The organism is Phyllobacterium sp. UNC302MFCol5.2 (genome assembly GCF_000686005.1).
Classification (GTDB): domain Bacteria; phylum Pseudomonadota; class Alphaproteobacteria; order Rhizobiales; family Rhizobiaceae; genus Phyllobacterium; species Phyllobacterium pellucidum.
The window spans coordinates 48,107-67,082 of the sequence record NZ_JMLL01000001.1 but is presented as its reverse complement, the minus strand read 5'-3'; the positions used below and the strand labels follow the sequence as shown (position 1 = coordinate 67,082).

The following is an 18,976-nucleotide window of genomic DNA, read 5'->3' as shown; positions in this document are numbered from 1 at the left end:
GCTTGCCGGCTCACGGGCGATAACGTTTCGTAACGCCGCTTGAGCGGTTGTCGGCCAGGGAGAGCAGCATGCCGTTGAGCGGATTCGACTTCACCATACCGGTTCTGGTCATCCTCGTGCTCGTGGTCCTGTTTGCCGGCGTCAAGACGGTGCCCCAGGGCTATAATTACACCGTCGAGCGCTTCGGCCGCTATACGCGCACGCTCGCGCCGGGTCTCAACCTGATCGTGCCCTTCTTCGACCGCATCGGCGCCAAGCTCAACATGATGGAGCAGGTGCTGGACGTTCCGACCCAGGAAGTCATTACCAAGGACAATGCCAACATTGCCGTCGACGGCATCGCCTTCTACCAGATCCTCAACGCGCCGCAGGCTGCCTATCAGGTGAGCGGCCTGCAGAACGCCATTCTCAACCTGACGATGACGAATATCCGCACCGTCATGGGCTCGATGGTTCTCGACGAACTTCTCTCCAACCGCGATGCGATCAATGACCGGCTGCTACGCGTCGTCGACGAGGCGGCGCATTCGTGGGGGATCAAGATGACCCGCGTCGAGATCAAGGATATCAACCCGCCAAAGGATCTGCTCGATTCTATGGCAAGGCAGATGAAGGCCGAGCGCGACAAGCGTGCGGTCGTTCTTGAAGCCGAAGGCACGAGGGCGGCGCAGATCCTGCGTGCCGAGGGTCTGAAACAGTCGCAGATTCTCGAGGCCGAAGGGCGGCGCGAAGCCGCCTTCCGCGAGGCGGAAGCGCGCGAGCGCCTGGCTGAAGCCGAGGCCAAGGCGACGGAAATCGTCTCGGCCGCCATTGCCGGCGGAAACGTCCAGGCGCTCAACTATTTCGTCGCCCAGAAATACACCGAAGCCTTCGGCAAGTTTGCCGGAAGCCCCAACCAGAAGATCATCTTCATGCCGATGGAAGCGTCTTCACTCGTCAGCACGCTCGGAGGCATTGGCGCGCTTGCACGCGATGTCTTCGGCGACGGCGCGCCGTCACCCTCGACGCCACCGGTGCGCGGCCGAACGGTACCCGGCACCGGCGGAACGAATAGCTGACGCCCGGCGAAGGAGCACAGCCATGCTTGAGCGCCTTTTTACCGAACTTGGGCCATGGAATTGGGTGGTGCTCGGTCTCGTGCTGATGATCTTCGAAGTGGCGGCGCCCGGCATCTTTTTCCTGTGGTTCGGCATCGCAGCCATCACCGTCGGCGGGCTCGCGATTCTTTTTGCCGAGGCGCTTGGGCTTACCTGGCAAATACAAGTCATCATCTTCCTTGTACTCTCCGTAATTGCCGTCTTCATCGGCCGCAAGCTTATCGGCGCGACAGATGCCGTCTCCGACGAGCCATTGCTGAACCGCCGCGCCGAACAGATGGTCGGTCTTGTCGTCACGCTGGAGGAAGCAACCGTCAACGGACGCGGCAGAGCCCGCGTCGGCGATAGTCTGTGGCGGGTTAACGGGCCGGATCTCGCCGCCGGCACGCGCGTGCGCATAACCGCCGTCGATCATGGGATCCTGGTCGTTGAAGCAGCCTAGGCCGCTCCAATACGCAACAGGTCGTGGAAGTGCACGATCCCGACCGGATAGTTCTTCTCGGTCACGATCAGGGCGCCAATATTGTGCTGGTTGAGAAGCGCAAGGGCGGCGCTCGCCAGCATGGTCGGCGGCACGGTCTTCGGATCGCGCGTCATAATGTCTTCGACATTCATGGCGATGAGGTTGCGATGCAGGTTACGCGACAGATCGCCGTCGGTGATGATGCCAGCGAGTGTGCCTTCCTCGTTCTGCACCGCAATGCAGCCGAAGCGCTTGGCTGCGAACACCTTCATCGCGTCGGGAATGGGCGTTCCGAGCGGAACAAGCGGTATCTGGTCGCCGCTATGCATGATCTCGCGTACATGGGTCAGGCTGGCGCCAAGCGACCCGCCCGGATGAAACGTCTTGAAATCCCCGGCCGTGAAGCCGCGTGCTTCCAGCAATGCGATGGCAATCGCATCGCCCATGGCAAGCTGCATCAGCGTTGATGTCGTCGGCGCAAGACCATGCGGACAGGCTTCCGTCACGCGGGGCAACAGCAACACAACATCGGCGGCGTTCGCCAAGGCCGACGTCTCACCGGCCGTCACCGCAATGAGCGGAATACGGAAGCGCATCGCATAACTGACGATGCCCTTGAGTTCCGCCGTCTCGCCCGACCATGATAGGGCAATGATCGCATCGTCGACGGCAATCATGCCGAGATCGCCGTGGTTTGCCTCCGAGGGATGCACGAAGAACGCCGGAGTTCCGGTCGAAGCAAATGTCGCCGCAAGTTTCGAACCGATATGGCCGCTCTTGCCGACCCCGGTCACGATGATCCGCCCGCGGATCGAGGCGATCTTTTCGATGGCGCGGCAGAACGGTTCGGCCAACGGGCCGCCGAGCGCTTCGCTCAGCGCAACGAGACCGTCGGTTTCGGTTGAGATGGTCCGTTTGGCGGATTCAACCGCTGCGGATTTGTCGAGATCGGTGTGATTGATAGCCTGCATGGCGAGAACCGTTAGCGCTTTGCACCCCGGCTGTCCAATTTTTGTTCAAGGCAATGCCCGGGAATGGCATCGAACGACCGCGAATTAGCGGGTCATTAACCATGCCTCTTTACCATCCCTCAACGTTCGAACTCATTGGCAAACCTGCATATGCATCCTCGGCACCCACGTTTGGAAGCCCCGCCCGGCGGCAGCTTCAGACCTGCCAGCATCGTCTGTCTCCTGACAGCGCTGCTCGGCACGACCGTACTTGCCCCCCACGCACTTGCCCAGCAACAGGTCCCCCTGCGCGGTCCCGTCGGCGAAAATGTGCTGCAGGCACAGAGCAATGGCAGGCGCATTCTCGCCCAGAATACCGTTCCGCCGACGGGAACCCCACCGCCCGACAGCGGTATCCCCTCGCGACCCTACGAACCCCTGAGCCCTGGCGCCCTACCGCCTGTGACGGGCGATGAAGGTCTTGGCCTGCGCGGCGTCCCGCCGGACAGCGATCTCCTGCCTTCCGGCCCCGCCGATGACAGCAACAATCTTGGCGCGCAGTCACCGCCAGTCGACCAGTTCGGACCGATTCCCGAGGACAGGGCGGCACGCACCGTGGCGTCGCGTCGCGTTCGCGCGGCTGTTGACGAGGAGACGACCAATTCGATCCCAAACCCGCCGATTGAGCAGAACCGGGAGGCAAACCCGCTGGCGGGCCCGGCCGAGCGCGACAATCTGCCGGAACCCGCCATCGAACGGCGCGCCATTCGCCCCGATCCAGAACCTTTTGCGCCTTTTGGCATTAGAGCCGGCACGGTAACCCTGCGCCCGTCAATCAGCACGGGCCTCCGCGCCACGACCAATGCCGACGGCAGTTCCGATGGGTCCGGCGCGCTTTTGTCGGAAACGCGCCTGCGCGCCCGCGCCACAACCGATTGGTCGCGTCATTCCGCCTGGCTGGATTTTGATGGCCTCTACGACAAATCCCTCGTCGGTGAGGACTATTCGGCGCCCAACATCGCCCTGCGCAGCGGATTTCAGCTCGACCTCGGCGCGCGCACCACGGTAAAGGGCGAGGCCGGCTATCGCTACCGGCAGGAAGACCCAAGCGCGCCCACGACGATCGTCGGCACCTCGAATCGCCCGGCCGTGCAGGATATCGACGCCAATCTTGGAGTGCGCCGGGAATTCGGCCAATTCTTCGCCGACGTCAAAGGCAATGTCGACCACACCACCTACGGCAATGCCGAATTCTCCGACGGCAGCACAACGAGCCAGAAGGACCGGGACAATACCTTTGCGAGTGTCGCGCTGCGCGGCGGCTTTGAAATGTCGCCGGCGATCAAGCCGTTCGCCGAGGTAGAAATCGGCAAACTGATGTATGACGAGGCGGTGGATTCCAATGGTTTCCGCCGCTCCGGCATGCGCACGGGGCTGCGCGGCGGCGTCGAGCTCGATATCCGTGAAAAGCTGACGGGAGAACTGGCGCTCGGCTACCTGCGCCAGGACATTGAGGACGATCGCCTCAATGCTGTCGAAGGCCTCAGCGTTGACGGGGCGATCAAATGGTCGCCGCAGCGAGGAACCGACGTCGATATCGGCCTTCTCACCCGCATCGAAGGGGCGACGGCACCCGGCGATAGCGGCTCGATTTTCTATGAAGGCACGGTCGGCATCAAGCGGCAGGCGCGCGCCAATCTCGATCTCAAGGCTAATCTCTTCGTTTCGCTGCGCGACAACAAGGACGATACCGGCTGGGACAAGGGTTTCGGTGCCGAGATCGGCGCTACCTATTGGTTCAACCGTTTCTTCGGTCTTGATATCAGCGCCCGTCACGAACTGACGCGCAGCGAGGTGGACACCCGCAATACGAACGAGACCAGCATATTCGTGGGGGTCACGCTGCAACGATAGGCGGTCATGGCCATGCCGGCCCTGTTGCGTCCGGAAGTTCAGCGGCACTCCGCGACTGACACGGCGTTCGTACACCCCACTGCTATCTACCCACCACGACCGTCATCCTCGGGCCCTTGTCCCGAGGATCCACGATTACGGCAGATAGGGCGAATTTCCGCGACCTAGCGGACCACGTACAAGGATAACGGTGGAGGGGTAGACTAGGAGCGGGAAGCCGCCAGTCGAGGCTACCCGCCAAACGCCCACTCAGTCCTTCGGCTGGATCGTCTTCAGCATATTGCCGATATTGTCGATAACGCCGCCACGGATGTCGTTGCGCCACAGGGCGAAAGCGACATTGGCTTCGACGAAGCCTTCCTTCGAGCCGGTGTCATAGGTACGTCCCCGGAAGTGGTAGCCGAAGAAGTCCTGTTCCTTCGTCAACTTCAGCATGGCGTCGGTCAACTGAATTTCATTGCCTGCGCCCCGCTCCTGATGCTCGAGAATGTCGAAGATTTCCGGCTGGAGGATGTAACGGCCATTGATGTAAAGATTGGACGGCGCCGTGCCCTTGGCCGGCTTCTCGACCATCTCGGTCAATTCGAAACCCTTGCCGACCGGCCTGCCCTGACCGACAATGCCGTATTTATGCGTTTCGGCCGGATCGCATTCCTGCACGGCGATGACATTGCCGCCTGACTTGTTATAGAGCTCGACCATATCGGCCATGCAACCGGTCGATTCGGGCTGCATGATCATGTCAGGGAGCAATAGCGCGAATGGCTCATCGCCGACGATGTCGCGTGCGCACCAGACCGCGTGGCCAAGCCCCATGGGCACCTGCTGGCGGGTGAAGCTCGTTGTTCCCGGTCCTGGCTGGATGCTTTGGAGTTCCTCGAGAAGTCCGGTCTTGCCGCGTTCAGCGAGCGTAGCATAGAGCTCGTACTGCGCGTCGAAATAATCCTCGATGACAGCCTTGTTGCGTCCGGTCACGAAGATGAAATGCTCGATGCCGGCCTCGCGCGCCTCATCCACCACATATTGGATGACCGGCTTGTCGACAACGGTCAGCATTTCCTTGGGAATGGATTTTGTCGCCGGGAGCACGCGGGTACCAAAACCCGCAACTGGAAAGACGGCCTTACGGATTTGCTTTCTCGTCGTCATCGTTACCTCGTCAGTGTTGCACGCTTCGATTACTGACGATGCATTCTGCACAAGATGCAAGCGAACAGTATCATTTCAAATTTACGCATAAACTTGTACAAAACCGCCGCCGGCTCTGGGTTTATGCGCTAGACAATTCGGTCTCAAAGACCCAAAATACATAACGCTGTAAAATAAATATTCGTTGCCGTTGTTAATGTAGCCTGGCAGCGCGCGTTTGCCGATGCATGGTAAACCAATTCCTAACTTTGCCATGTCTATTTTATCGTTTGACCCAAAAATGTGGAAACACAGTTCGAGGAGAAAACATAATGGTGAGTTCAACGGGGTTCGCACGGCGCGTCATGATCGCTGCAGCGGTTGCATGCCTTGGATTGGCAGGATCGACGGGGATCGCGGCAGCCGACGCGAAGTTCCAAGGCTGGATACAGGATTTTCGTGCAACCGCGTTGAGCAGCGGCATTTCCGCCGCCACCTACCAGCGTGCCTTCGCCGGCGTGACGGAGATCGACCCGGAAGTCCTGCAGAAGGCTCAATTTCAGCCGGAGTTTACCGAACCGGTCTGGGGCTATCTCGACAACCGTGTGAATGAGCATTCGGTGCAGACGGGCCGCGAAATGGCGCGCAAGTATAGCCGCTGGCTCGGAGCGATCGAAAAATCCTTCGGAGTCGATCGCAATATCCTGCTTGCCATCTGGTCGATGGAAACCAATTTCGGCGAGATCATGAAACGCGACGATGTGATGCGCGACGCGGTCCGTTCGCTTGCGACGCTTGCCTATGCCGATCCGCGACGGGCAAAATATGCGCGCACGCAACTTATCGCAGCGATGAAAATTCTGCAGACCGGTGACATCGACCGCAGCCATCTGACGGGTTCGTGGGCGGGCGCGCTCGGTCACACCCAGTTCATTCCGACCAGCTATCTTGCATACGCGGTGGATATGGACGGCAATGGCAAACGCGACATCTGGAATTCCGTACCCGATGCGCTCGCCACTGCCGCAAACCTCTTGCGCAAGAATGGCTGGGAGAGCGGCCGCACCTGGGGCTATGAAGTCGTCCTGCCGGCCGGCCGCAAACTCCCCGGCGGCTCGCACACCATCGCCGAATGGCAGCAGCTTGGCGTCGTGCGCGCCAATGGCAAGCCCTTCCCCCGCGGCAGCGAGAAGGCGACGCTGAAGGTGCCGGACGGCCGTGCCGGCCCTTCGTTCCTGATGACACGCAACTTCTTCGTGTTGAAGAACTATAATAATGCCGACAAATATGCGCTTGCCGTGGGTTTGCTCGCCGACCAGATCGCCGGGGCCCCGGGCCTGCGCCAGGACTGGAACCGCCCCTTCACGCCGATCACCATGAAGGAACGCGAAGAATTGCAGAGCCATTTGCGCGAACTCGGCTATTATGACGGCAAGGTCGATGGCAAGATCGGTACGAGCTCGCGGGATGCCATCCAGGCGTTCCAGAAGCAGATGGGACTTGATCCGGACGGTCATCCCAGCAAGGAAGTGTTGACCGTCATCCGGAAAAAATAGCTAAGTGACGCAGATGATTGGGTTTGGCAGGTACAGATTACGTTCGCGGGTTGGTTCACGTCCCGCTCTCCTGCCGGCCTGCCTTGTTGCCGCGCCAACCGTCCTTCGGTCGCCGTCGCTGCTTGCAATCGCCATTGCCCTCGCCGGCACCTTTCTCTTCATCGAACATGCAACTGCCCGCACGCTGCTTGACATGTTGTTCGGTCCGCGCATTTACCGCGAAAATACAGACCGCCTGATCGATGACGGCAGGCGCGCCCGCCCGCCAAGCAAGAGCAGGCCGCCGCTAAAGCGCGCCCGCCCGCGGCCGGACACGGTCAGGACATCGCCGGTTCCAAACAGCGAGACCCCCATCCAGGCAAAATTGCCCGACGCAAAGCAGGTGCTGGTCGTCGGCGACTTCATGGCCGGCAGCCTCGCGGAAGGGCTGGATGCCGCGTTCATCGATGCACCGGGTGTGCGCGTCATCGACAAGGCCGATGGGTCTTCGGGTTTCGTGCGCAGCGATCATCGCGATTGGCCGGCTTCCATCGGTGAAATGATCGCTAAGGAAAAACCGGCCGTGGTGGTCATCATGATTGGGGCCAATGATCGCCAGCAATTCTCGGACGGCAAGGTACTTCTGACCGACGACTGGACCAAGGAATACCAGGCGCGGATGAACGGCTTTCTCGATGCGGTGAAGAAGGCGGGCCAACCTGTCGTATGGGTTGGCCAGCCTGCCTTCAAATCGAAAAGCATCACCAACGACGTCCTCGCCTTCAACGAGTTCTATCGCAATGCCACCGAAAAGGCGGGCGGCACCTTTGTCGATGTCTGGGATGGTTTTGTCGATCAGAGCGGCAACTTCACCCTGTCCGGCTTCGATGTTTCCGGCCAGACGGCGCGTCTGCGCAACAATGACGGTATTGGCATGACTGCCGCCGGCAAACGCAAACTGGCATTCTATGTGGAAAAGCCGCTGCGGCAGATGCTCGGCAATGCAACATCGCCGGACATTGCCGCGATCAAACCGGGGGCTCCGGTACAGGCGCTGACCGGCGCGCCAGGGGCGCCCTCCAAGATCGACCGGCTTGCGCCGGTCAGCCTCAATGATCCGGAACTGGACGGTGGTACCGATCTGCTCGGCGCTGCTCCCCGTCCGGCAGTTGGCGGCGACAAATCCGCGCGAGACCGGCTGGTCATTGACGGCGTAGCGCCAGAGGGACAGCCTGGCCGGGTCAACGATTTTTCATGGCCGAAACAATGAGGCCACTATCGCCAGTTTTTTTCTTAAGACGGAATCTTTGCTTCGGTCTCGGATGGTGTCTTGACCGGAACATAGATGACCGGCATCGGCTGAGGCTGATCGCTGGCGCTGGTGGCGACGGAAGCCGTTGCGGGTGCATTGCCCTGGACGGCAGCGTCCGTGGGTTGGTTGCATGAGGCAAGTCCAAGCAGGGCGGCGGTAAGCAGAATTCTCAAATACATTGGTAAAATACTCCACGACAACAGGTCTATGAACGGTCTGGCGACCTAAATCAATTAATCAAAAGTCTAATATTGATGGGTCTCGGGCTCGGTAAATGAGCGTCGACAGGATATGCCACCGGCACGCGATTTAAGACGTGCCGGCCTTTTGCGTCAGCGGGGGAGGACCGAGGAACCCATGATCGCGGCGTCGATGGCATGGGCAGCCTGGCGGCCTTCGCGAATAGCCCATACGACCAGCGACTGACCGCGGCGCACGTCACCGGCGACATAGAGCTTGTCGACACTGGTCCGATAGTTCTTGTCGTCGGCGGAGACGGAACGATTGCCACGCCGGTCGGCGCGCATGTCGAGAGAGCCCGAGAGCTCCTTGACGATATTGTTCTCGAATGGGCCGGAGAAGCCGATGGCGATGAACGCAAGATCGGCCCTGATGAAGAAGTCCGTTCCGGGGATCGGCTTGCGCACCTCATCGACTTCGCAGCACTTCACATGGGTCAAGCTGCCGTTTTCGCCGATGAATTCGAGCGTCGCCACCTGGAATTCGCGATCCGCGCCTTCAGCCTGTGAGGATGATGTGCGCATCTTGGTCGCCCAGTAGGGCCAGACGCTGAGCTTGTCTTCCCTTTCCGGCGGCTGCGGGCGAATATCGAGCTGCGTAACCTTTACAGCGCCTTGGCGGAATGCTGTTCCGACGCAGTCGGACGCCGTATCGCCGCCACCGACCACGACTACATGCTTGCCCGACGCGACGATTGGATCGCTCGGCCAGGCGACCGACTCGATGTTCTCGCGGCCTATGCGCCGGTTCTGCTGGACGAGATAATGCATGGCGTCGTGGACGCCCTCGAACTCCGCGCCGGGAATGCCGGCGGGACGGGGGGTTTCGGCGCCACCGCAGTAAAGCACCGCATCATAGGTATCGATAAGCTCCTGGACCGGCTTGTCCACGCCAACGTTCACGCCGCAGAAGAAGGTTACGCCCTCGCCTTCCATCTGCGCGATGCGCCGGTCGATGAAATGCTTCTCCATCTTGAAATCGGGGATACCATAGCGCAGCAGACCACCCGGCCGGCTTTCCCGCTCGTAGACATGAACCTCGTGGCCGGCGCGGCCAAGCTGCTGGGCGGCGGCAAGGCCTGCCGGACCCGAGCCGATGACCGCGACATTCTTGCCGGTCTTGGCAAGAGCCGGCTGGGGAATGATGAAGCCCTTTTCATAGGCCTTGTCGGCAATCGCCTGCTCCACCGTCTTGATCGAGACCGGTACGTCCTCGAGGTTGAGCGTGCAGGCTTCCTCACAAGGCGCGGGGCAAATACGGCCGGTAAACTCCGGAAAGTTATTGGTGGAGTGAAGATTGCGGATCGCCTCGTCCCAATTGTCGTTGTAGACGAGATCGTTCCAGTCCGGAATCTGATTGTGGACCGGACAGCCCGTCGGTCCATGGCAGAATGGAATGCCGCAATCCATGCAGCGCGCCGCCTGCTTCTTCACTTCGCTGTCCGACATCGGGATCGTAAACTCCCGGAAATGCCGTATGCGATCCGACGCCGGCTGATACTTGCCAACCTGCCGGTCGATTTCGAGAAAACCTGTAACCTTACCCATAAAACTTCTCTCCCTCGCCTCTCGGGGGACTACCCTCGCCTTTTCAGGGGTTAGGGCAGCATTCGCCCCATGCCGAGCGTCTTTGATAAGACGCTCGAAGCATGGTGCTTGTTGACTTTATTCGGCTGCGACGCCCATGCGCATGCGCTCCATATCTTCGAGCGCGCGACGGTATTCGACCGGCATGACTTTCACGAATTTCGGCCGGAAGCTTTCCCAATTGTCGAGAATTTCCTTCGCCCGCGCCGAACCGGTGTAGTGCATGTGGTTCGAAATCAGTTGTACAAGCCGTTCTTCGTCGTGCCTCGTCATATTGGCCGAGACATCGACACGACCCTTGTGCATGAGATCGCCGCCGTGATGATGCAACTTTTCGAGAATGTCGTCCTCTTCCGGAACCGGTTCGAGTTCGACCATCGCCATGTTGCAGCGCTGCGCAAAATCGCCGGCTTCGTCGAGTACATAGGCGACACCGCCCGACATACCCGCCGCGAAGTTGCGCCCGGTCTGGCCGATGACGACGACGACGCCGCCGGTCATGTACTCGCAGCCATGGTCACCCGTACCCTCGACGACGGCAATCGCCCCAGAGTTGCGCACGGCAAAACGTTCGCCGGCGACACCGCGGAAATAAGCCTCGCCCTCAATGGCCCCGTAAAGCACGGTATTGCCGACGATGATCGAGTTTTCCGGGACGATCCTGGTATTTTCCGGCGGGCGGATGACTATGCGTCCGCCGCAAAGGCCCTTGCCGACATAGTCGTTGCCATCGCCGATAAGATCGAACGAAATGCCCCGCGCGAGGAAGGCGCCGAAGGATTGCCCGGCCGTCCCATGGAATTTGACCGAAATGGTCTCGTCCTTGAGCCCCTTGTGCCGGTAGCGCTTGGCCACTTCGCCCGAGAGCATGGCACCGGCCGAGCGGTCGACGTTCTTGATGTCCATCTCGATCCTGACAGGGATCTTGCTTTCGAGCGCGGTCCTTGCCTGCTCGATCAGCTTGCGATCGAGAATATCGACGATCGGATGGTTCTGCCGCTCGGTCCACCGCGTCTTTTCTTCGGGCGCCTCGGGCTTGTGGAAGATGCGGGTGAAGTCGAGACCCTTGGCCTTCCAATGTTCGATCGCCTCGCGCTTCTCGAGGAGTTCCGTCTTGCCGACGATCTCTTCGAGCCGGGTGTAGCCCATTTCGGCGAGGAACTGCCGTACTTCTTCCGCCATGTAGAAGAAGAAGTTGATGACGTGCTCGGGCGTACCCTTGAAGCGCTTGCGCAATACCGGGTCCTGCGTCGCAACGCCGACCGGGCAGGTGTTGAGGTGGCACTTGCGCATCATGATGCAGCCCGCCGCGATGAGCGGCGCTGTCGAGAAGCCGAACTCGTCGGCGCCAAGCAGGGCACCGATGATGACGTCACGTCCCGTGCGCAGACCGCCATCGACTTGCAGTGCGATGCGCGAGCGCAGGCCGTTGAGGACGAGCGTCTGCTGCGTCTCGGCTAGGCCCATTTCCCAGGGGCTGCCCGCATGCTTGAGCGAAGTCAGGGGCGACGCACCGGTTCCGCCGTCATAGCCGGAAATGGTGATGTGATCGGCGCGCGCCTTGGCGACACCGGCCGCGACCGTACCGACGCCGACCTCGGAGACCAGCTTTACCGAAACATCCGCCTCGGGGTTGACGTTCTTGAGATCGTAGATCAGCTGCGCCAAGTCTTCGATCGAATAGATGTCATGGTGCGGCGGCGGCGAGATAAGGCCAACGCCGGGCGTGGAGTGCCGGGTCTTCGCCACGGTCGCATCGACCTTGTGACCGGGCAACTGTCCGCCCTCGCCGGGCTTGGCACCCTGCGCCACCTTGATCTGCATCATGTCGGAGTTGACAAGGTACTCCGTCGTCACGCCGAAGCGACCCGATGCCACCTGCTTGATGGCCGAACGTTCCGGGTTCGGCTTGCCGTCCGGCAGCGGGTAGAAGCGGTCTGGTTCCTCGCCGCCCTCGCCGGTGTTGGACTTGCCGCCAATCCGGTTCATGGCGATGGCGAGCGTCGTATGCGCCTCGCGGCTGATCGAGCCGAATGACATCGCGCCCGTCGAGAACCGCTTGACGATCTCTTTAGCCGGCTCAACATCGTCGATCGATATCGGCTTGCGGCCCGCATCTGTTGCCAATCTGATCTTGAAAAGGCCGCGAATTGTCTGCGCACGTGCCGACTGGCTGTTTACGAGGTCCGAGTATTCCTTGAACGTTGTGGCCGATTCCGTGCGCACCGCATGCTGCAGCTTGGCGACCGCATCGGGCGACCACAGATGCGCCTCGCCGCGAATGCGGTAGGCATATTCGCCGCCGACCTCAAGCGTGCTCGACAGGACAGGATCGTTGCCGAACGCATCGCGGTGACGGCGCACCGTTTCCTCGGCAACTTCCTCAAGACCAACGCCCTCGATGGTCGTTGCCGTGCCAAAGAAGAAGCGGTCGACAAAATCAGTCTTCAGGCCGACGGCGTCGAAAATCTGCGCACCGCAATAGGACTGATAGGTGGAGATGCCCATCTTGGACATGACCTTGAGGATGCCCTTGCCGATCGACTTCATGTAGCGCGAAACGACTTCCTTGGCGTCGACCTCCGGAGGGAACTCGCCGCGCTTGTGCATGTCGAGCAGGGTGTCGAACGCGAGGTAGGGGTTGATCGCCTCCGCGCCATAGCCGGCGAGGCAGCAGAAGTGGTGCACTTCGCGCGGCTCGCCCGATTCCACGACGAGACCAACCGAGGTGCGCAGGCCCTTGCGGATCAGGTGATGGTGGACTGCGGCCGTCGCCAAAAGGGCGGGGATCGGTATGCGGTCCGGACCTACCTGACGGTCGGAAAGGATGATGATGTTGTAGCCGCCATGGACGGCCGCTTCAGCACGGTCGCACAGGCGTTCGACCGCACCGGCGAGACCGGCAGCGCCTTCATCGACGCTATAGGCTATATCAAGCGTCTTCGTATCGAAACGATCTTCGGTGTGGCCGATGGAACGGATCTTCTCGAGATCGCCGTTGGTCAGGATCGGCTGGCGCACTTCCAGCCGCTTGCGACGTGAGGAGCCGACGAGATCGAAAATGTTCGGACGCGGGCCGATGAACGAGACCAGGCTCATGACCAGTTCCTCGCGGATCGGGTCGATCGGCGGGTTGGTGACCTGGGCGAAGTTCTGCTTGAAATAGGTATAGAGCAGCTTCGACTTGTCCGACATGGCCGAAATCGGCGTGTCAGTGCCCATCGAACCGATCGCTTCCTGGCCCGTCGTCGCCATCGGCGACATCAGGAGGCGCGTGTCTTCCTGCGTATAACCAAACGCCTGCTGGCGATCGAGAAGGCTCACATCCTTGCGCAGCGCGCGCGGCTCGACCGGGCTCAGTTCTTCAAGAATGAGCTGCGTGTTCTTCAGCCACTGCTTGTAGGGGTGGCGCGTCGCGATCTCCGACTTGATCTCCTCGTCCGAAACTATGCGCCCCTTCTCGATGTCGATCAGCAGCATGCGGCCAGGCTGCAGGCGCCACTTCTTGACGATCTTTTCTTCCGGCACCGGCAAGACGCCGGCTTCCGACGCCATGATGACGTAATCATCATCGGTCACGATGTAGCGCGCGGGACGCAAGCCGTTGCGATCGAGCGTCGCGCCGATCTGGCGGCCGTCGGTAAAGGCGATCGCCGCCGGGCCATCCCATGGCTCCATCAGCGCTGCATGATATTCGTAGAACGCCTTGCGCTCTTCCGACATCAGCTTGTTGCCGGACCATGCTTCGGGAATGAGCATCATCATCGAATGCGCGAGCGAATAGCCGCCCTGGAACAGGAACTCCAGCGCGTTGTCGAAGCAGGCGGTATCGGACTGCCCCTCATAGGAAATGGGCCAGAGCTTGGAGATGTCGTTGCCGAAATACTCGCTGTCGACCGAGGCCTGGCGTGCCGCCATCCAGTTGACGTTGCCGCGCAGCGTGTTGATCTCGCCATTGTGCGCGACCATGCGATAGGGATGCGCCAGCTTCCATGACGGGAAGGTGTTCGTAGAAAACCGCTGGTGGACAAGAGCAAGCGCGCTTTCAAAGCGCGGATCCTTCAGATCCCTGTAGTAGGCACCAACCTGATAGGCGAGGAACATGCCCTTGTAGACGATGGTCCGCGCCGACATCGAGACGACGTAGAAATCGCTCTCCTTGCCGCCGTTCTCCTGGTAGATGCGGTTCGAGATGACCTTGCGCAGGACAAAGAGCCGGCCCTCGAAATCCTCGTTGGTTTCGATGTTGGGGTTGCGGCCGATGAAGACCTGCCGGTGGAACGGTTCGGTCGCCGCAATATGCGGTGCCTTCGACAGCGAGGAATTGTCGACCGGAACGTCGCGAAAGCCAATCAGCGACTGGCCTTCCGAAGCGATTACCTCCGAAATGACGGTTTCGATATGCGCCCGCTCTTCCGCATCCTGTGGCATGAACAGGTAACCGACCGCATAATGGTTGACCGGGGGCAGCTCGACACCTTTTTCGGCCCATTCGGCCCGGAAAAACGCGTCGGGAATCTGGACGAGCATGCCTGCGCCATCGCCCATGAGCGGGTCGGCGCCAACCGCACCGCGGTGGGTGAGGTTTTCGAGCATGAACAGGCCGTCTTCGATGATCTTGTGCGACTTCACGCCCTTCATATGCGCAACGAAGCCGACGCCGCAGGCGTCATGCTCATTGCGCGGATCGTAAAGGCCCTGTTTTGATGGAATACCCGATGATTTATTGGTTTTGACCGCACGAGTCTGTACGGCCTGAGCAAGTTCAGTCGTTACAGATGGCGTCAAATCCGTCATCGTCAATTCCTCCAATTCGGCCCGTTGCGGGCGGTCAATCTCTCATGGGACGGAATAGCATAATTCCAGTCCCGCCTCGGTGCGGCATATCTTCCGGTTTGCAGGCTGCGGTCACCATTCTAGGGACGGAAGCAAGATTGCCCACCATCCCGTTTCGGTTCACGCAAATAGGACAGCAATGCTGTCTTATTGTGGTATGCCAGAATAAACGCCATCACACAAGATGGAAAAGTAAAAAATATGCGCACTGCGCGAAACATCATTGCGCAAAAGACCGCCAAAGTATCGCGATAGTTTCGATTAGGGTGATTTCCGCCAAAAAAATGCCAAGGAAAACAGCTGCTTCCTCCGCAGCCTCATGCGAGCATGGCTTTCCACGCGTCTGCTAAAGGGATATGCCAGCCCCATCAGATCGTACTGCAGGACAATCACATGCATTTTGCTTCCGACAACTGGGCCGGCGCCCACCCCAAGATCGCTGAAAGCTTGGTCAAGAATGCAGGCGGCTTTGTGCCTGCCTATGGGTCGAGCGCGCTCGATAAGGCAGTGGAACAAACCTTTTGCGAGATATTCGAACGTGAGGTCGCGGTCTTCTTCGTTGGAACCGGCACGGCGGCCAATTCTCTGGCGCTCGCAAGCTTTGCCAGGCCCGGCGGGATGACATTCACGCACCGGGAAGCACATCTTATTGGCGATGAGGCCGGGGCTCCCGAATTCATCAGCGCAGGCGCGCGCCTGCGTCCCGTCGATGGACCGACCGGACGCATGGATTTGAATAACCTCAGATCCGCTCTTGAACCCGTTACGCCCGGTAACGTCTTTATCGGCCAGGCGATGGGCGTGTCTATTACCCAGGCCACCGAGATCGGAACGCTCTACGAACTCGCCGACATTGCCGCCATCTCCGCGCTCTGCCGCGAGCACGATCTGCCGCTGCATATGGATGGCGCCCGCTTTGCCAATGCGCTGGTATCGCTTGGATGCTCGCCGGCAGACATGACGTGGCGGCAGGGGGTAGACATCGTGTCCTTCGGCGGCACCAAGAACGGCTGCTGGTGCGCCGAAGCGCTGGTGTTCATGGACCCGGCAAGAGCGGAGGGCTTCCCCTTCCTGCGCAAGCGCGTCGCCCAACATTTTTCAAAATCGCGTTTCATCGCCGCCCAGTTCGAGGCTTACTTCGGCGGGGGCCTATGGCTGGAACTTGCGGCTCACGCCAATGCCATGAGTGCACGCCTCGCGGGCCATATTCGCGCATCAAAGCAACTGCGCCTCGCCTGGGAGCCACGCGCAAACGAGGTGTTTCCCGTGATGCCAAGAGAAACAGCCGCAAAACTGCGGGAAGCCGGCGCTGTTTTTCACGATTGGCGAGCGCCGCATTTTGAAGGAAGAGTTGCTGCTGAAGGCGAATCGCTTGCTCGGATGGTGACGAGCTTTGCAACAACGCCGGATGAAGTAGACCGCTTCGGCGCCCTCATCGCATGAAAAAAGCGGCGTTTTCACGCCGCTTTCTCCCGTTGCACCTGCCAATCGCTTAGCGGGCGGCTTTAGCTTCTATCTGCTTGGCTTCCGTGTCCGACAGGGAAGTCACGGCAATCTTGCGCGGCTTCATCTCTTCCGGGATTTCGCGCTTGAGATCGATATGCAGCAGGCCGTTTTTCAGGCTGGCACCACTGACCTCGACGAAATCGGCAAGATGGAAGCGGCGTTCGAAAGCCCGCGAAGCAATGCCGCGATAAAGCGTTTCGGCATTTTCATCGGTTTTCTCGGCATTCTTTTCGCCGGTGACCTTCAGCTGGTTGCGATGTGCCTCGATCTGGATCTCGTCCTCCGAGAACCCTGCAACGGCCATGGTGATGCGATAGGCGTTGTCGCCGGTCCGCTCGATATTATAGGGCGGATAGGTCTGGGCGCCTTCCGGCTGAGCCAGCGAATCAAGAATGGTGAACAGCCGGTCAAAGCCGACGGTAGAACGGTAAAGGGGTGAGAAATCAACGTGACGCATGTTTAAGCCCTCCTTTAGAGCGACAATGTTTGCGTATTTTGGTTCGATTGAGAGCTCCCGCAGTGGCAAGCCTTCGTAAACCAGCGACCCCGTTATGGCGGTCACAACGTCTATTTGGTTAGGCATTTTCTCGATTTCAAGGGCGCGGCAGGCATCAAAAAGTCCAGCGCCAGCGTGACGATCCCGGCCGCCAGATGAACGCAAAATGAACATGTTCTTCGGAATACGTTCAGCTCGATGCCGCTAAACCTACACTCAATCTGGCATTCGATCCGACACGACAAAGGACTTTGAAATGAAAAAAACCGTTCTTGCGCTCACGTCAGTGGCGCTTCTGATCACCGGCTTCTCGGCTTCGGCTTTCGCCGATGGCCGCTACTACCGGAACAGCGCGCCGGCGATCTACGTGGACGACGAAGATTACAATGATGGCTATCTGGTACAGGACCGCCGCTACTACGAAGGCTACCGCGATGACCGTCGCTACCGGTTCGGACCGCGCGACGTTACCCGCATGCTCGAACGGCGCGGCTACAGGGTGCGCGATGTGAACTTCGATCGCGGTCGCTACTTTGCCCGCACCTCGCGCCGCGGCGAGCCCGTCCTTGTAGTTGTATCTCGTGACGGCGACATTCTTGAAACCCGGCGCATGGGCCGCGATCGTTACTACGACCGTCCTAAGAGCGGCTTCAGCATCGAAATAAATCCGGCTTACTGATCAAACAAGCCGAGATCGTTGCGGATGTAACGTCCCTTCCAGCCGCAACGTATTGACCGGAAACTCCCAGGCAGGGTTTCCGGTCATTCTTTTTCTGGATGCCGCCGTTTGACCTTTAAGGCGGCGCATCTTATCAAAAGTGCATTCAACCATCACATCGAGCGGGCACCGACGTGGACCAGCCAACGCAAACGATCCGCCCCCTTGTCGAAACTGCCGCCAATCCGATACCGGCCGGCACGCGTGTCGAAGGGCTCGATCTCCGCAAAGGCAAGGTGCTGCGCTATGCGATCACCCCCGCCTCCAGCCACCCGCTGCATGGCACGATCATCATTCTGCATGGCCGCAACGAGTGCATCGAAAAATACTTCGAGACGATTGCGAATCTCTCCGCGCGGGGTTTTGCGGTGGCGACGTTCGACTGGCGGGGGCAAGGCGCATCAAGTCGATATTTGCGCAATGCCGCCAAGGGCTTCGTGAAGCGTTTCGATGATTATGCGGGCGATTTTGAGCTCCTGTTTAAGTCCGTCATCCTGCCCGACTGCCGTGGCCCCTATTACGTTCTCGCCCATTCTGCCGGAGCACTGGCTGCCCTCGTCGCCGCACCGGCCTTTGCCAACCGTATACGGCGGATGGTGCTGATTGCACCACTTCTCGACATCAATTCCGGCCGCGCCCGCAAGCTGACCGCACGGGTCATCGCCAATACGCTGCGTTCAACCGGGCTCGGCGGCACATATATGCTCGGCGGTCCGCATGTCTTGCGCCCGTTTGCGGCCAATGAGGTGACATCTGATGCGAGCCGCTACGATCGCAATTGCGGCGTCCTTGAAAGCGCGCCCGAGCTTGCGATCGGGGGCCCGACCGCAAGCTGGATCGTCGCCGCCGCGAAGGCGATCAAGCGCGTAACCAGGCCCGACTACGTCGACACGATCCGCATCCCGACACTCATCGTTGCGGCCGGGGCCGACACCGTCGTCTCGACGCCGGCAATAGAACGGTTCGCCGTGCAGATGCGCAATACGACGCTGCTTACCATCGATGGCGCGCGCCACGAGATCCTGCAGGAAAAGGATTTGTACCGAGAGCAGTTCTTCGCTGCCTTCGATGCCTTCATCCCTGGCACCGGCGGTGACGATGGGTCCGTTCTGGCGGAGGCTGGCGAAGAAAACGAGCCTGCCCTGGACGGCAGCGCCTGAAAACCGACGAGGCGCGCAGGCGCCGCCGCATGTGG

General features: G+C 60.1%; 14 protein-coding genes. 8 read left to right on the top strand and 6 right to left on the bottom strand.

Annotation, left to right across the window (positions count from 1 at the left end):
* The first annotated feature begins 74 nt into the window (after positions 1 to 74).
* Entirely contained in the window at positions 75 to 1,058 is a 984-nt protein-coding gene (locus BR48_RS0100310) for an SPFH domain-containing protein (protein WP_027229504.1), read from the top strand.
* Between the two features lie 22 nt (positions 1,059 to 1,080).
* On the top strand, positions 1,081 to 1,539 hold the full coding sequence (locus tag BR48_RS0100305) for an NfeD family protein (protein ID WP_027229503.1): 459 nt from the start codon (positions 1,081 to 1,083) through the stop codon (positions 1,537 to 1,539).
* On the opposite strand, the gene BR48_RS0100300 is transcribed toward BR48_RS0100305, so the two are convergent.
* A complete protein-coding gene (locus tag BR48_RS0100300; protein ID WP_027229502.1) occupies positions 1,536 to 2,531 on the bottom strand; it encodes a KpsF/GutQ family sugar-phosphate isomerase in 996 nt (331 codons plus the stop codon). The two genes, BR48_RS0100305 and BR48_RS0100300, sit on opposite strands and share 4 nt — an antisense overlap.
* A 171-nt stretch (positions 2,532 to 2,702) precedes the next feature.
* Here BR48_RS0100300 and BR48_RS0100295 point away from each other — a divergent pair, with 171 nt between their 5' ends.
* The gene (locus tag BR48_RS0100295) at positions 2,703 to 4,424 is read left to right on the top strand and encodes an outer membrane beta-barrel protein (RefSeq protein WP_051614371.1); all 1,722 of its coding nucleotides are present in this window, start codon (positions 2,703 to 2,705) and stop codon (positions 4,422 to 4,424) included.
* A gap of 249 nt (positions 4,425 to 4,673) precedes the next feature.
* On the opposite strand, the gene galU is transcribed toward BR48_RS0100295, so the two are convergent.
* Entirely contained in the window at positions 4,674 to 5,573 is a 900-nt protein-coding gene (galU, locus tag BR48_RS0100290; protein WP_027229500.1) for a UTP--glucose-1-phosphate uridylyltransferase GalU, read from the bottom strand.
* 311 nt (positions 5,574 to 5,884) lie between these two features.
* Between galU and BR48_RS0100285 the strand changes: the two genes are divergently transcribed.
* Both BR48_RS0100285 and BR48_RS0100280 read left to right on the top strand, forming a co-directional pair.
* Positions 5,885 to 7,108, top strand: a complete 1,224-nt coding sequence (locus BR48_RS0100285; RefSeq protein ID WP_027229499.1) for a lytic murein transglycosylase — start codon at positions 5,885 to 5,887, stop codon at positions 7,106 to 7,108.
* A gap of 13 nt (positions 7,109 to 7,121) precedes the next feature.
* On the top strand, positions 7,122 to 8,357 hold the full coding sequence (locus BR48_RS0100280; RefSeq protein ID WP_051614369.1) for a DUF459 domain-containing protein: 1,236 nt from the start codon (positions 7,122 to 7,124) through the stop codon (positions 8,355 to 8,357).
* 23 nt (positions 8,358 to 8,380) lie between these two features.
* On the opposite strand, the gene BR48_RS0100275 is transcribed toward BR48_RS0100280, so the two are convergent.
* The 3 genes from BR48_RS0100275 to gltB form a co-directional block, all read right to left on the bottom strand.
* Positions 8,381 to 8,578, bottom strand: a complete 198-nt coding sequence (locus tag BR48_RS0100275) for a hypothetical protein (protein WP_027229497.1) — start codon at positions 8,576 to 8,578, stop codon at positions 8,381 to 8,383.
* Between the two features lie 153 nt (positions 8,579 to 8,731).
* Entirely contained in the window at positions 8,732 to 10,186 is a 1,455-nt protein-coding gene (locus BR48_RS0100270; RefSeq protein ID WP_027229496.1) for a glutamate synthase subunit beta, read from the bottom strand.
* Positions 10,187 to 10,303: 117 nt separating this feature from the next.
* Complete coding sequence (gene gltB, locus BR48_RS0100265; RefSeq protein WP_027229495.1) at positions 10,304 to 15,022, bottom strand: glutamate synthase large subunit; 4,719 nt, start codon at positions 15,020 to 15,022, stop codon at positions 10,304 to 10,306.
* 432 nt (positions 15,023 to 15,454) lie between these two features.
* Between gltB and BR48_RS0100260 the strand changes: the two genes are divergently transcribed.
* Positions 15,455 to 16,504 (top strand): low specificity L-threonine aldolase, encoded by a 1,050-nt coding sequence (locus tag BR48_RS0100260; protein WP_027229494.1) that lies wholly within the window; start codon positions 15,455 to 15,457, stop codon positions 16,502 to 16,504.
* A 49-nt stretch (positions 16,505 to 16,553) separates the two neighbouring features.
* Here the strand turns inward: BR48_RS0100260 and BR48_RS0100255 are convergent, their stop codons facing one another.
* On the bottom strand, positions 16,554 to 17,024 hold the full coding sequence (locus BR48_RS0100255; RefSeq protein WP_027229493.1) for an Hsp20 family protein: 471 nt from the start codon (positions 17,022 to 17,024) through the stop codon (positions 16,554 to 16,556).
* 295 nt (positions 17,025 to 17,319) lie between these two features.
* Here BR48_RS0100255 and BR48_RS25335 point away from each other — a divergent pair, with 295 nt between their 5' ends.
* Entirely contained in the window at positions 17,320 to 17,742 is a 423-nt protein-coding gene (locus BR48_RS25335; protein WP_051614367.1) for a hypothetical protein, read from the top strand.
* A gap of 173 nt (positions 17,743 to 17,915) precedes the next feature.
* Positions 17,916 to 18,941: an alpha/beta hydrolase gene (locus BR48_RS23305; protein ID WP_245273329.1), complete on the top strand. Its 1,026-nt coding sequence runs from the start codon at positions 17,916 to 17,918 to the stop codon at positions 18,939 to 18,941.
* Positions 18,942 to 18,976: the final 35 nt, after the last annotated feature.